Source organism: Oceanicoccus sagamiensis (assembly GCF_002117105.1).
GTDB classification, from domain to species: domain Bacteria; phylum Pseudomonadota; class Gammaproteobacteria; order Pseudomonadales; family Dasaniaceae; genus Oceanicoccus; species Oceanicoccus sagamiensis.
In genome coordinates this window covers 3,461,914-3,475,331 of the sequence record NZ_CP019343.1, presented here as the reverse complement: position 1 = coordinate 3,475,331, position 13,418 = coordinate 3,461,914, and the positions used below count along the sequence as shown (strand labels likewise).

The 13,418-nt window shown below is 45.6% G+C and carries 12 protein-coding genes and 2 tRNA genes; 4 read left to right on the top strand and 10 right to left on the bottom strand.

Annotation, left to right across the window (positions count from 1 at the left end):
• Positions 1–33: 33 nt before the first annotated feature.
• The gene (locus BST96_RS15955) at positions 34–615 is read left to right on the top strand and encodes a VPLPA-CTERM sorting domain-containing protein (RefSeq protein ID WP_085759654.1); all 582 of its coding nucleotides are present in this window, start codon (positions 34–36) and stop codon (positions 613–615) included.
• Between the two features lie 112 nt (positions 616–727).
• Here the strand turns inward: BST96_RS15955 and BST96_RS15950 are convergent, their stop codons facing one another.
• From BST96_RS15950 to BST96_RS15915, 8 genes are all read right to left on the bottom strand, one after another.
• Positions 728–1,144 (bottom strand): type IV pilin protein, encoded by a 417-nt coding sequence (locus tag BST96_RS15950; RefSeq protein ID WP_085759653.1) that lies wholly within the window; start codon positions 1,142–1,144, stop codon positions 728–730.
• Positions 1,144–4,608 (bottom strand): PilC/PilY family type IV pilus protein, encoded by a 3,465-nt coding sequence (locus tag BST96_RS15945; RefSeq protein ID WP_085759652.1) that lies wholly within the window; start codon positions 4,606–4,608, stop codon positions 1,144–1,146. The genes BST96_RS15950 and BST96_RS15945 overlap by 1 nt, the downstream gene beginning before the upstream one ends.
• 70 nt (positions 4,609–4,678) lie before the next feature.
• Positions 4,679–5,194 (bottom strand): hypothetical protein, encoded by a 516-nt coding sequence (locus tag BST96_RS15940; RefSeq protein ID WP_157117990.1) that lies wholly within the window; start codon positions 5,192–5,194, stop codon positions 4,679–4,681.
• A gap of 9 nt (positions 5,195–5,203) precedes the next feature.
• Positions 5,204–6,052 carry a PilW family protein gene (locus BST96_RS15935; protein WP_085760565.1) on the bottom strand — a complete coding sequence of 283 codons (849 nt, stop codon included), beginning with the start codon at positions 6,050–6,052 and terminating at the stop codon, positions 5,204–5,206.
• Positions 6,052–6,636, bottom strand: coding sequence for a type IV pilus modification protein PilV (gene pilV / locus BST96_RS15930; RefSeq protein ID WP_085759650.1), 585 nt, complete (start codon positions 6,634–6,636; stop codon positions 6,052–6,054). Before pilV ends, BST96_RS15935 begins: the two co-directional genes overlap by 1 nt.
• A gap of 11 nt (positions 6,637–6,647) precedes the next feature.
• On the bottom strand, positions 6,648–7,193 hold the full coding sequence (locus tag BST96_RS15925; protein WP_085759649.1) for a GspH/FimT family pseudopilin: 546 nt from the start codon (positions 7,191–7,193) through the stop codon (positions 6,648–6,650).
• Positions 7,194–7,961: 768 nt separating this feature from the next.
• Positions 7,962–8,038 (bottom strand) — tRNA-Asp (locus BST96_RS15920).
• A gap of 77 nt (positions 8,039–8,115) precedes the next feature.
• A tRNA-Val gene (locus BST96_RS15915) sits at positions 8,116–8,191 on the bottom strand.
• A 278-nt stretch (positions 8,192–8,469) separates the two neighbouring features.
• On the opposite strand from BST96_RS15915, the gene queD reads away from it, so the two are divergent.
• Positions 8,470–8,826, top strand: coding sequence for a 6-carboxytetrahydropterin synthase QueD (gene queD / locus BST96_RS15910; protein WP_157117988.1), 357 nt, complete (start codon positions 8,470–8,472; stop codon positions 8,824–8,826).
• Positions 8,827–9,143: 317 nt separating this feature from the next.
• Here the strand turns inward: queD and BST96_RS15905 are convergent, their stop codons facing one another.
• Positions 9,144–9,791: a hypothetical protein gene (locus BST96_RS15905; protein WP_085759647.1), complete on the bottom strand. Its 648-nt coding sequence runs from the start codon at positions 9,789–9,791 to the stop codon at positions 9,144–9,146.
• Between the two features lie 434 nt (positions 9,792–10,225).
• On the opposite strand from BST96_RS15905, the gene BST96_RS15900 reads away from it, so the two are divergent.
• A complete protein-coding gene (locus tag BST96_RS15900; protein ID WP_085759646.1) occupies positions 10,226–11,287 on the top strand; it encodes a porin in 1,062 nt (353 codons plus the stop codon).
• Positions 11,288–11,370: 83 nt separating this feature from the next.
• Positions 11,371–11,940: a hypothetical protein gene (locus tag BST96_RS15895; RefSeq protein WP_157117987.1), complete on the top strand. Its 570-nt coding sequence runs from the start codon at positions 11,371–11,373 to the stop codon at positions 11,938–11,940.
• 4 nt (positions 11,941–11,944) lie between these two features.
• Here BST96_RS15895 and BST96_RS15890 read toward each other — a convergent pair whose 3' ends face one another.
• Positions 11,945–13,150: an OprO/OprP family phosphate-selective porin gene (locus BST96_RS15890; RefSeq protein ID WP_085759644.1), complete on the bottom strand. Its 1,206-nt coding sequence runs from the start codon at positions 13,148–13,150 to the stop codon at positions 11,945–11,947.
• Between the last annotated feature and the right edge of the window lie 268 nt (positions 13,151–13,418).

Genomic DNA, 13,418 nt, shown 5'->3' with positions numbered 1-13,418 from the left:
AGTTGTGATACCCGAGAGAAAAGGAAACACATCATGAAGTATTTTTATAGTATGACATTTTTTATATTAATGGCGGCGAGCAACTCATCCTTTGCAGCTTTGATCGTCAATTCAGGGATGCTGATGGGCGCGACAGATATTAATGTCGAGGGCACACTCTATAATGTTGAGTTTAAAGATGGGAGTTGTAGCGGCTTATTCAGTGGCTGCGATGAAGCCAGTGACTTCACATTCTCAACCCAGTCGTCAGCACAAAGTGCTAGCATTGCTCTGGAAAGGCAAGTGTATAGAATGAGTGAATTTATAGGAGTCCCTGCTTTGACGAACGGTTGTTACGACGACTACGCCTGTAACATAATTACCGTGTACTCGACTAACGTTGTTATTACCAGTTCGGCCACTTATGGCTATGGTTCTTACTATAATATGCTGCCTGGCCCACTATATGATAAGTTTGGCGATAAACTATTGAACATCGACATGGAGTCCATAAGCGACGAGGTCTATGCTGTATGGACCGTTGCCGATACACCTTCAGCCGTCCCCGTTCCCGGAGCAGCGTGGTTATTAGGTTCAGCATTGGTGGGGCTGACTGCTATAAAACGCAAAAAGTAATTTTTAAAGAAACTATATCTAAGGGCTACTTCGGTAGCCTTTTTTATTATCCTAAAAGCGTTTAGAATATTTCTATTGTTTCCAATAAAGTGTTTGAGGAAATGGTTAGGGTTTACTTCCAACCCCCTGTTTTTACCAGTCGTGTATTAATCGTTATTACCCCACCGGCGCCATTTTTATCATTAACTTGTGACTCCCCTGCTTTAGGCGTTGCCGTCAATACAACGCATTGCGCGATGGTGCTGTCTGCACAGGCTGCGGCAGAAATAACATATAGGCCATCTACGGATTCCTGTGCGCTGTCATAGCCTAACAAGGTAAGGTCCGCGCTATAAGTACCGTTATCCGCTTTATACCCTTCTTGCGCAAAACGGATTGCTGTTAATATACTGAATGCATCCTGACGATTGGCTCGCAGGGTATAAGCTGTATATTGTGGCATGGCAATTGAAAATAAAACGCCTAAAATGGCTACTACGACCAGCAGCTCCAACAAGGTAAAGCCATTCTTCACAGAGTCTGATTTCACTAGTTTTCCCTCCAGTAAGTTCTGTGCAAGCTCAGATCAAAATCAGAGTCATCAATACACTCCGTACCGATACAGGCAACAAGGTCTGGCTCATAGATAGGCGTTTCACCATCACCACAGCCTTCTTTACAACGTTGGGTAAATATAATGGCAGGGTCTGGAGGAACTCCGCCATGCTGAAGCTGAGAAAATACCTGAAGATTACCAGCATCATCTTTAAGAACACTTTTACCCCGGACCAAATCAATCAGATAATATCTGCCAATACCTGTACTACCTTCACAGGAACTATGGGCATTAGGTAAAAAAGTGGGGACTAATAGAATATCATCGAATGTCACCGTTTTTGATAATATTTTTTCACCCTCACTGGCATCAAGGGGAAAATACCAGCCTTTAGTAAAGCTGGCTGCTGCTCTGTCAGTAAGTTGGCTAGTATTTATAGCGGCCAGGTCGCTGACATTAACCGTGTAGGAGTAATTGTCTGGCGTGGTAAACGCGTGATCGTCATAAACCACAAACAAACTGTCGTTAATGGTTTCATCCCTTGGGCTCGCCCTGTAACCGGAGCCTATAGCAATACTCAGATAAGCAGCTTCTCCACGCGCTCGCTGATACGACACATCGGGCGCATTATAAAAACGCCTTAAGTCATCACCCGTCCCCCCCAGCTCTGCCACAATACCGCCTTTGGCAAAAGTATTTTTCCCCGTCGCTTCAAAATCAACATCAAAGCGCCAGACTGAGCCTAAAATATCTACAGCAAAAATAAAATCAACATAGCCATCACCGGTAATATCTGCCGGTGTGACATTGGCAGTAAAACTATTGTTCATTTTATTGGAGGTAAAGGTATGGCCACTTTTTCCAGCACTCCACAATAGCTCACCGGTTTTAGCGTCTACCATAAAGATGGCACTGCCTTCATCAAGGCTCGAGTCAGGCGCAGTATCGTGCTTGTTGTCATAGCCGCCACCAAAAAATAATACTTCTCGATCACATGCCTCGCTATCACTGGACGGTGGCGTACAACCCCAAGTTCTAATAGTTGCCCGCTGAGGCACAGACCAGGTGTAACCAAGATCTTTAAAACCACTAGTACCACCACTACCACCGGTAATTTGCCACAATAACCTTGGGCTATTTCTAACCGTAACATCAAGAGCATATAAAGTTTTTCCGCCACGGCGCATACCTTGATAAATATAAACATGGTCATTGCCATCAGCCAGCCCGGAAGCAGTAACCACATCACCATCCTTATCTTCGTCGTAGCGCCAAACAGTCATTGGCGCATCAAGACCATACACTTTGTCGCTAAAGGTGCCTGCATCCTGATAATAGCTAGTGAGATTGGGCAGCAACTCTTTGGGTATATAGCTGAAGACTTCGCTGCCATCGTCTGCATCTATGGCGTGAAAGAACCCCATATTAGAAGTGGCAAAAAGGGTATCATCAAAACTATTGCTGTCTGCATCCAGAATACGATAGGTAATAACCGTCGGCTGATTGTGAATAAAATCCGCCAGATAATGACTGGATGTACTATTGCCCTTCTCACCACCATAGGCAAAGTTGACAACATCAGTCGCTTCACTTTCTGTGGCGGTATTACTAACCCCCAGCCCAAGGTGCTCTGTGGTTACCGCAGTACTGGACGTTATTGGTGTAGGTAACCTGGTATTGAGCAAAACACCACCACTACTGGGTATTGATGGCGGAGTACCGGTAAAGGTCAGAATATTTCTTGCAGCCGGTGCGGCAAGTTCGTGAGCAAAGCCACCATAACTAATCACTTCACCGTCTGGAGCAATATCACTTGAATCTCCAGTATTGCCCCAATTAGTCGGCGTAGTCCAAAAACTCAGAGAGTCAGAAGAAAAAAAGCCCTCACTATTCGTTGCAGCCTTACCTGTGGCATCAACAAGAATACCGTCCTCTAATTTGTACTTTTTAATATTGCCTGTCCAACGGGGCGTACTGCCTGGTTGAAATAAAGCGAAGTAAAGCTCATCGCGGTGTTGCAAGCCATTGTAAGCATTGACTGCAACAGCAGGCGCTACAAAGGTATCGGTTTCAAATTCAACCTGATCGAGAATGGAAGTTAGCGCACTACTTAAATCAGTGGCTGAAGAAGGAGAATAATAGTTTTCACTCGTTGCCGCGTTGCCATCAGTGTTAGACGCGGCATCTTTCAGGTCTTTGGTGTCCAGATCTAAACCCACCGTGTAAACAGTAATATTTTGTGTGCCAGGAAGATTTTTTCGGGCACCAGCAGAAACCCCCGAACTATGGGTACCACCAGCGCTTCCGGTTGAGTGATCGGTGTGATAAAGCCAGTTAGCGATGCGAGGAAAACAGGCTATTTCACCATCGTCCGGGCTTTCACACGCATAATCTGAGTATATGGATCGACTGACAGGAGTAATGGCTGTAATTTTGCTATCACTTTCATTATCTTTGCGCGGCGCACCATCCGTTAATAACACCAAGTGGTTTTTCTGGCATTCATACTGAATAGGAGAAATAAATTGACCTCCCGACTGTGATTCAGCATTACTGCCACTATAGTCAGGAGCAAGGCCTCTAAAATAGTTCCCCGCTTCCCACAAGGTCTCTGCGAGAGGCGTAAAACCACCAGGCTCCATAAGGTCGACCGATTGTTTTATCGATGTGGAATGACTAAGATCAGTAGCATCAACAAACTCCTGGATAACTTTACCGCCATTTTGAGCATTGAAATTCATCAACGCCACTTTGGTTAATCCTCCTTTTACATAAATGTCATCCATCATATCTTTTACTGCTTTTTTCATGACATTGATGCGGTAATAGCTTTGCAGATAGTTATGATGGTTTGCACTAACGAAATAAAGATGAGTGGTATCATCAGGAGCGATCTCTTGCTCCCGGCAATTTTCACCATGCCTGTTACAGACCGTTTCAGTACCTGGAGAAGAAAGACATTGCACTGCATGCCCTGTCGGGCTTGGGTCAAATAGACAGGCAGCTAAATCACGCTGTTCATCCCGGTCATCACACATGGCTTGCCAGTTTTCACCAGCACTAACATCAGCATCATACTGAACGTATTGGAGGTGGCTAATGCCTGTAGCAACAGTCGTACAACTACTATCTATATTACTCTGATGAACTTTATTGACATAGACCTTGTAGCTGCCGGAATAACGCCTGTAGAGATAGTAATATTGATCATCTCCCGCACCACCCGTGTAATTTTCTGAGCCGGCATAACTCACATCGGAATTATAATTACTCGTCCCTCCCGCACCACCGCGCATACTCCCCGAATTATCGAGAATTAACATAATATTAGGAGCGATTTCTTCGTCCGATAAATTCACCAAATCGACATACACTTCGGTATCATCTCCCTTTACTGACAGACTAAACATTAATCCGGGGATTAACAGTAAAAGCAGCCTCTTAAACAAGTTACTCATCTTCTATTCCATGCTCTCAAATTTGTAGGGACAAGCAATCATTGTGATTGCCGATTTAACTCCAATTGACTTAGGTTTTTGGTGCTATGCGTGTTAAGCCTTGCGTTTGATCAGACTTGGAGCTTGTGTCGCTAATCGCTGTAGCAATATTAATTTCATAATCTTTTCCAATATATGTGCCGAGACTGTAACCTGGCGGAGGTACAGAATCGCCAGAGAAAACGACAGCACCTGATTGGGTATAGGCGTCCGCGGTATTTCGCGTAATCATATCGCTGTCTGACAACACCAGACCTCGGCTGTCAGAGGAACTGATGCTACGGCTCACAGGAACCTCAAGGGTCGAGGCAGTGACTGCCGATATATAAAGGGGATTATCCAACGCTTTTTCCTGGGCCCTTAATTCATTGAGAGACCAGTGATATTGGTTCTGTTTATGCAGGCTATTATTTGCCATTTGTGATTGCAGCTGGGAAGAATCAATAGATTGCACACCGATTAATGTCATGGCCAGCAGTAGCACCAAACACACCAGCAAGACGGCGCCTTGAGACCTGCGATAACTTGACGTTAATTTCGTACTCATAGTAAAGCCTTAATACTCTGTATTATTAAATTGAACGGTGGTGCTATAAATTCGTCGAGGCTGCCTATCCGTTATGCTCAACAGGCCACTATCCAATAGTTGATACTGCCGTAGTTTGTCGATGGCAAAAGCACTAGCCATACCACTGCTTACTAACAGGGAAATACGTGCCGAGCGTATATTCGACCAGGAAGAAACCCGGTCTGCAGAAACATACATAGTGACACTATCCGGGTTCGCCACGTCGGTCGCTATACCATATAACACCTGCATATTATCGATGCCGTCAACCAGGGGCTCTGGAGCGCCATCCAACCAGCTAGCTGCCGTAACATCATAACTTTGGCAATAGAGGCTATTAACACCGTCGTCATCGCGATCTTCTACGGTGTAAACATTGGCGATAATATTTTCCTCGGCAGCAATATCAGTGCCCAGGCAAGTTTTCTCCGTTATGGAAATCGCCTTTTCATCACCCGGACGAGGATTATCACCGGGGGGATCGTATTCCACGGCTATACGGTCGCTGGTATTGGAGAGCAATGCGCTGGCTGTCGTGCTCGCATTAAGGGTGTAGCTGTCCGTGGTATATGTCGAGAAAAAGAAGTCAGGCACCATGCCATCCCCCACCAATCGATTGCGAGAGCCCGCCATACGCACATCTTTCGTCAAAATGTCCAATGCCATACGGCCATTTTCCTGAACCATGGAAATATCATTAGCCAACTCATAAGCTTGCCGAGTGCTAGTAATAAATTGCAGGGCTGCCCCCATCAATACTGAAGCTAATGCAACAGAAATCATTAACTCAATTAGTGTTAAGCCTTGTTGTCGTTGCTGTGATATCCGCAGACTCATTATGGGTAAACCTTCATCGAGATGGTGCGAACTTTTCGAGTATTGATTTCACCACTATCCATACTTTGCTCATCGGCAATAGATTGAGATATCCATGAAATCGATACGGTGTAATCTGAATCAATTACGGTAGTGCCGCAGGTATCACAGCTAATAGTAAGATTTTGTAATTCCAGTAGGTCAGAGGAACCTGATAGCACACCCTCACCAACATCCACGCCACAAAAAGTATCCCAAATATCATAGCTTGCGACTTCGTCAGCACTACACGTATCATCGCCGGTTAATGGGTTGCCGATGGCATTTCCCGTATAATTATCAGCACAAGCTTTGGCTGGCACGGCACAGTTAGCAGGCACCATATTGGTCGAATAACTATTGCCACTTGCACCAGGGTTGGAGCGGATGCGTTCAACAATTTCTGACGTCATCCACGTGATTTGTGACCGTGCCCCGGTGTCCAGACTATTTTTAACTGAAGCCGATTGCAGTGCTGCCATCCCTAATAAACCCACAGCCATTACAAACATGGTGATAACCACTTCAAGCAAGGCAAAACCGATCACGTATTGTCTATGCATCATAATCTCTGCTCTTATGGGCTACATTGGCTGGTTTTGTCAGCAGCATCGATGATGCTTATAGACACTCGACCAGCCCGACTAATGGCAATCATGCTGCCATCAAGGCCGTTATCCCGGTCAAGGTTACATACCGCTATTTCTATGGGGTTATCATCAAGGCGTCCATCGGCATCAAACGTTATCCAATTATTGGCTGCCGCATTCGTATAAACCGTTACCGCATCTTGCGCCACGGTAAAGTCACTCAGCAACAAATCACCATCGGCCGTATTAATCGCCTGATTACCTTCTTGTCCAGCGTCAATATAAGTGATCCAGCCTTCAGACCAATTATTCGCTGAGCTACCTTTTCTGGCGAGGGTCACGACTGAATTTTTATTAATCGCTTCGTTACGAGCGGCGGTGATACTTTTGTAGATACTTCTAGCCTCCGCATTAACAGCGGTAGAAGCAATTGTGTTTTGCAGTGCAGGAACCCCAGTGCTCATAATGACGGCCAAAACAACCATTACTGCCATCAGCTCAATAAGATTCAGACCATATTGTTTTTTTTTCACTACCACGTCATTCCATCTACCTGGTTTACTTAAGGATTACTTGAGGCTACTTAAATTAAAAAACCGAAATTCATATAAATTTTCTCGCTGTAGCGATGAGCCGCCCAATAAAAAGCAAGCTACAGCCAAGCCTCGTGTAGTAAGACACTTGAGAACATAAAATCCCCACCTTAGCATCAGTGTTTTTTTGAAAAACACAGTAAAAATGTGACACAGTTTTATTGTTAGAAACTTTTCCAATACGGAATTTCCGCAATCATGCGGGCAATTGATACCGCTTATATAGAAAAGAGAAACGGCCAATCAGGGTGTAGAAAGGGGGTATAGCATTGCTGATATTGCTAAACGTCTGAGCTATCACAGCAGAGCGCATTTAAGTCGATCAAGGTTGCACAAGCGATAACCGACTAGAGCAGGAGTTAAAGCGGCCAGCCCTAAGAACTTACAACGAAAACAGAGTTACATGGAAAAGATGATGGGGAAACAATACCCAAAGCATGAAGAAGATAAATCCAAGCAATTAATACCAGGGGAAATAAAGTGGCGGACTGGACGAGATTAATAATTAAAGCCTACGGCCTTTCATAGCCCTTTTGGGGCTGCATCGCTGAGCGCCTTGTGCAAATTGCCTGGCCGCAATTTGTCGAACTCGCTATAGAGTCAGCGTGGCCCGCGAGCAACGCGAGTGCTTTGGCCATCGAGCCTCGTCCTAAATTTCGGGCGAAAAAAAACACCTGGGAGGTGTCTGATAGGGGGAAATTTAATAAGTGGCGGACCGGACGAGACTCGAACTCGCGACCTCCGGCGTGACAGGCCGGCATTCTAACCAACTGAACTACCGGTCCGCATAACCGGTGGCTGCTTTTAATAACTCAGCTTGTCAGGGCTGAAGCAGCAAAACGACATAAATACCATTCGAAAGTGGTGGGTGATGACGGGATCGAACCGCCGACCCTCGCCTTGTAAGGGCGATGCTCTCCCAGCTGAGCTAATCACCCCGCTCTCAAACGTGGGCGCATTCTACAGTAATGGACTTTCTTGTCAAACCCCTAAATAGAAAAATTGAAAGTTTTTTTAAATCAGGACTAATCGATTGTTTTATAGGCACTTTTTAGGCCCCAGCGGCTAAAATTTCGTCGCGGGCTGCCACGATTTAAGCCTGTTAAAAAGTCATTCGTTTTACCTCGAACGAAAATGCTCAAGTGCTGTACAGCCCCAGACAGGATGATTACACTTAGCGCGCAATTGTGCCTCTACCCACTCTATTTTGGTCGCCATGGAAATATATAAAGAATTTACCTTTGAAGCTGCCCACCGCCTGCCTAATGTGCCCGAAGGGCATAAATGTGCAAGGCTTCACGGCCACTCCTTTTATGTGCGGATCTATGTGGATGGGCCGGTTGACCCGGATACGGGCTGGGTAATGGACTTCTATGAACTGAAAGTCGCCTTTAAGCCCATCCTTGAGCGACTGGACCACTATTACTTAAATGATATTCCCGGTCTGGAAAACCCCACCAGTGAAAACCTCAGCCGCTGGATCTGGCAGGCGCTTAAACCTGACCTGCCGTTGCTGAGCAAATTAGAAGTCAAAGAAACCTGCACCAGTGGCTGTATTTATACCGGGCCTTAAAGCCGATGTTTTTTAAGCAGCACTGCATAGATAAAGCACAAAGCGATTAATTTTTGGGCCTGGACAGCAAGATAAACTTTATTCGATTAAAAAAAACTTATTCACACACTTGTTTTTTCTATTGGGAAGGAGTAAAAAACCTGCAACTCTGTAAAAAGCACTTTAACTAAAAGCCGTAAGCTATTGAAATAAAAGTAATTAAGCATATATGATTGTTTTTTATACAATTTATAAACCCCACGGCCAGTTGTGACCTAGAGCTCAAACCGAACATCTTATCCACGAAGTTATCCACAGCATCTGTGGACAAAAAAACCTTAAGGCAAATCAAAACCAGCGGAAATTAGCGATAGATAGTCAATCATTTCCTCACTGCTGCTAAAGCGCTTTCTTTTCAGTATTTGCCAGTCGGCACTGGCATTATCAGAAGGCAAAATAATCGACATAATTTCTGACGTGGTAATAAAGACACCATGCATCCCTGAGACCGGCGCAAAATCCGGCGCCACCACCACATCAAACTGGGGCACACCACGGCGATGATGAGCCTGGCTAAAAGGCAAGGTCCGGGAATCGGAAAAGCTGTTATAGACCATCCCTGCCCTGCCATCCAAACCCTCGGCGGCCAGAGCCTCGATAATCTGCTCTTTGTTACTAAACGGCGCTTCAAACCCGGCTTGGTCGACTGACTCGTCAGAGCCCACCATAGCCATATCATCCAGCGGTGGTAAGTCATCCAGCGAGTCAAAGCTCTCATTGGAGCCAGAAGGCCCTGCTGGCTTACTGGCATATTGCTCCAGAGATTCATCAGAGCGTTTGCGATCAATCTGCAAGGAGGCCAGAGCCCCCTTTAACTTTTCTACCTCTGCGGAGTCATGACTCAGAATCTTTTGAAAATCGATACTCTTTGAAGCCGATAACAAAGCATCGGCATTCTCTAAAACCACATCTGAAAAAAGGCTCACACTGTCTCCACAACCCCCTAAAGCGGGGAAAAGTCTTACAAAATATAAGGTATTGCCCAAAAACATAGACTGTAAACAGCCTAAGTACCAGAAGCAAACGCTTAAAGCCGTAGTTTTACCGTTAGAAGCATGATTTATAGCGGCAACAACGGCTCAAAACCGCTATCTCCACCACAGCAAAACCCTAAGCCTTAGCGGCCTAGAGCAATTTTCAAGGCTAAACCCTTGATTAACAATAAAATAATACACATGAAGCCAATATTTCATCTATATTCATAAAGATTTCAAAATACGGCGAAACTGTCATATTTCTGAAATATCTATGCTGCACAATCGCCGTATTCAAAGCCTACAGGGGTGTCGGTTTTGGAATGATGTTGAGCATAGCGCGAGATAAGTGCTCGCTCTAAAACAAACTTTTGGGAGACAACCTGATGAATTACAAATTATTACCTGCCGCAATTGCTGCTGCGACTGTTATGGCCTCTTCAGCCCATGCTGGCGATGTTGTGACTTACGGCAAAATCAACCTTAGCTATGTTCAACTGGAACAAGACAAAGCCGGTACCACTGAGCAAGACAACTGGGAACTTGAAACATTTGCCTCTCGCATTGGTTTTAAAGGCAGCGAAGAAATCAGCCCTGATTTAAAAGTTATCTATAAGCTTGAATATGAAATTCAGCCTGACGGTGAAGGCGATGATGAGTTCAAAGCGCGTAACTCTTATATCGGTTTACAAGGTAACTGGGGTACTGTCGTTGCCGGTAAGCACGATACGCCACTAAAGATGTCTGCCAAACCTGTCGATGTGTTTAATGATTATCGCTATGGCGATATAGCCAACAGCATTGCTGGTGAGCGTCGTGAAAACGACATTATTATGTACAAGACACCAGATATGAGCGGCTTTGCTGCCACTATCGGTGTGATGCCTGGTCAGGATAGCGGCAGAGATGGCGATGATGACGATGATGGTTTCGCAGATCAGATCTCAGCAGCACTGACCTTTAAAGCTGATAACTTATACGCCGCTCTGGCAGTTGATGACAATGTTAAAGGTGTGGATACCGTGCGCTTAAGCGGTTCTTATAAGTTCGGCAACCTTAAACTGGGAGCCTTGATTCAGGAATCAGAACTGTCCGATAGCGATGACAGCGGTAACGTACCTGGTATTAAAGGCGCCACCCCACTAATAGATGCTCTTAACGACTTCCCTACGGATATCGACGAGCAAAGCAGCTATGTACTCAGTGCCGCTTACACACTTGATAAGTTCGTACTAAAAGCTCAGTATGTTGAAGCAACTAATGAAGGCAGTGTTGACGAATTAGACAACTCAGCAATCACTATTGGCGTGGATTACAAGCTTAGCAAACGCACCAAACTGTTTTCATACTACTCTGAGCTAACTGTAGATCAGGAACAGTCTATTGGTATGACCGGCGACTATGAATATACCGCCATGGGCTTATTTGGCATTGAACACAAGTTCTAAGTCAGAGCCGTGTTGAAAAACGGAGAACACTAGTGTTCTCCGTTTTTTTCGTTTAGCCTAAAAGAAAATTGATTGGAATGACTATGAATAACTATCAACGATGCCTTTGTCTGTTAGTCAGCACACTACTCAGCACAACAGCCATGGCTGGCGATGCCTTTGATGTTGACGACGCTGATACACTGGATTTTGAGTCGTTTCATAAAACCAAAGAAGACTCGATAAAAATCTTTAATACAGAGACCGGCGAAATTCTTCCCGGTAGAGACAGTAATAAAACGGTTAAAACTTACGAAGCCGAAGCAACCAGCGAAACTACATCACAAACCACATCACAAACTACATCACAAACCACATCACAAACTCCAACTCAACCTAAAGCGCAAGCTACTGAAACGCCTAAAGCGGTAGCCACAATACCGGCAAAGCCCAATACGGAAAAGGCAGCAGCCAACAAAGGCCAAAGCTATGAAATTCGCCAGCGCTATGCCGTCGGTGATAGTGAAAATACTAGTGACACACCTTACACAGCGATGAACGCTTTACATAGAAAGATGGCCAAGTACTGCCCACAAGGCTGGACAAAAGAAAAAGAATGGTCGGTGCCGGTAGAGAGTGATTTTTATCTACACTACCAATTTACCTGCCAGTAAGCGGTTAATACCAGAACTGTAACCGGGCGGCGATCGCATCGCCGCTGGTATCCCCCGTCAACCCGACGCCATCATCGGTCAAGCCTGCGGGCGGCTTGTCATATTCGGCATGGACATAATTTAGCATCAAGCGAAGCCTTGGGCCCAGATACCAATTAACACCCGTAGTCAGAATAGACGCCTTATTACCCTGACCATTATCAGCCAGATCAAGCCAGGTCAGCCGCGAATACAGCTCAACAGCCCCCTTGTCCCCACTAGGTGTAACACCCGCAAAGCGGCCATGAAGATCATCATAAAGCCGCTTCTCTCCCGTTAAAAAGTAACCTGCCATCACATAACCGCCCCAAGGGGCCGCCGTTTCCTTGCCACGGTACTCGGCATAATAAAGCTCACCGCTAAGATGCCAATTATCCTGAATAGTCATGGATTCAATATTAAACACCCAGCCTTCATCAGAGGAAATATCGCCACTATCAATACGGTCAATGGCTGCGATTTCCCGCTGTTCAGGCCGTATATTAATATTGCCGCGATTACCTTCCCGGTAACTAAAACCACCACCAAACTGAAAAACGTCCCGCTCTTCATTGATCATACGCTTGACCATACGGCCCGTTAGTACGGCCTTGGTATTCTCGGTATAGTCATTTTTATGCACACCGATGTTGTAGGATAAATCCCTATGGCGCCCCACTACCGTCACCCCTTCACTGCGAATATGAGAGAAAGCCCTGGTTGCAGCCGAGCGCTCGATGGTTGTAATGGTATTGGAACTGGTCAGCCACTCCAGCCCCAGATCTTCTTTTTGCTTGCCAATCCGCAGCCAAAATTTAGGGCCAAAACCCTTATAAATCACATAGGCATCAGACACATCATTATCGGCATCTTTTTCCAGTACCGCCTGAAAGCGGTACTGCCAATCACTGGTCGCATAGCCGCTGATACTTAAGCGCCCACGACGAATAAATATATCGCTATCATGGCCGCCGCCCCCCGCATTATTAAAAACCCCCTCATGGTTATTACTATCGACATGCAGACGCCCCCCCAGCCGGATGGAATACTCTAAATCATCAGAAGTAACCGGCTTGCCTTGCAAAAAGGAACGGACGGGAAACTCAAACCCGGCGGCAGAAACCGGGGACGCTAGCAATAGCAGTAGATAGGGAAAGAGTGGTAAAACGACTCTCCACATTGTCGATAACATAGGGGGCTCAAAGGACTATAAAAATGTATTAGCCGAATCTTAGGCACCAGCCAATAAATATGCAAATGCTAATCGGGGGCATGACAGGGAGCCAGGCAATAAAGCAACATAAGGGCTAGCAATACAGGGGCTAGAACATAGAGGTAAAGGCAAGCTAAGTAGGTAAAACCGACTGTGGTTGTAAGCTATGCCAGGCGATTGGCAAAGCCGAAGCCGGTTTAAGCAGGATATGCCCTCAGCTTTAAAGGCGCGCAGATTAGCTGGCAAG

What these genes read in the sequence shown, in the direction of transcription:
- BST96_RS15940 (WP_157117990.1), bottom strand. Translation starts at nt 5,194, where the DNA reads ATGAGTACGAAATTAACGTCAAGTTATCGCAGGTCTCAAGGCGCCGTC.
- queD (WP_157117988.1), top strand. Translation starts at nt 8,470, where the DNA reads ATGGAAATATATAAAGAATTTACCTTTGAAGCTGCCCACCGCCTGCCT.
- BST96_RS15945 (WP_085759652.1), bottom strand. Translation starts at nt 4,608, where the DNA reads ATGAGTAACTTGTTTAAGAGGCTGCTTTTACTGTTAATCCCCGGATTA.
- pilV (WP_085759650.1), bottom strand. Translation starts at nt 6,636, where the DNA reads ATGATGCATAGACAATACGTGATCGGTTTTGCCTTGCTTGAAGTGGTT.
- BST96_RS15895 (WP_157117987.1), top strand. Translation starts at nt 11,371, where the DNA reads ATGAATAACTATCAACGATGCCTTTGTCTGTTAGTCAGCACACTACTC.
- BST96_RS15900 (WP_085759646.1), top strand. Translation starts at nt 10,226, where the DNA reads ATGAATTACAAATTATTACCTGCCGCAATTGCTGCTGCGACTGTTATG.
- BST96_RS15955 (WP_085759654.1), top strand. Translation starts at nt 34, where the DNA reads ATGAAGTATTTTTATAGTATGACATTTTTTATATTAATGGCGGCGAGC.
- BST96_RS15890 (WP_085759644.1), bottom strand. Translation starts at nt 13,150, where the DNA reads ATGTTATCGACAATGTGGAGAGTCGTTTTACCACTCTTTCCCTATCTA.
- BST96_RS15935 (WP_085760565.1), bottom strand. Translation starts at nt 6,052, where the DNA reads ATGAGTCTGCGGATATCACAGCAACGACAACAAGGCTTAACACTAATT.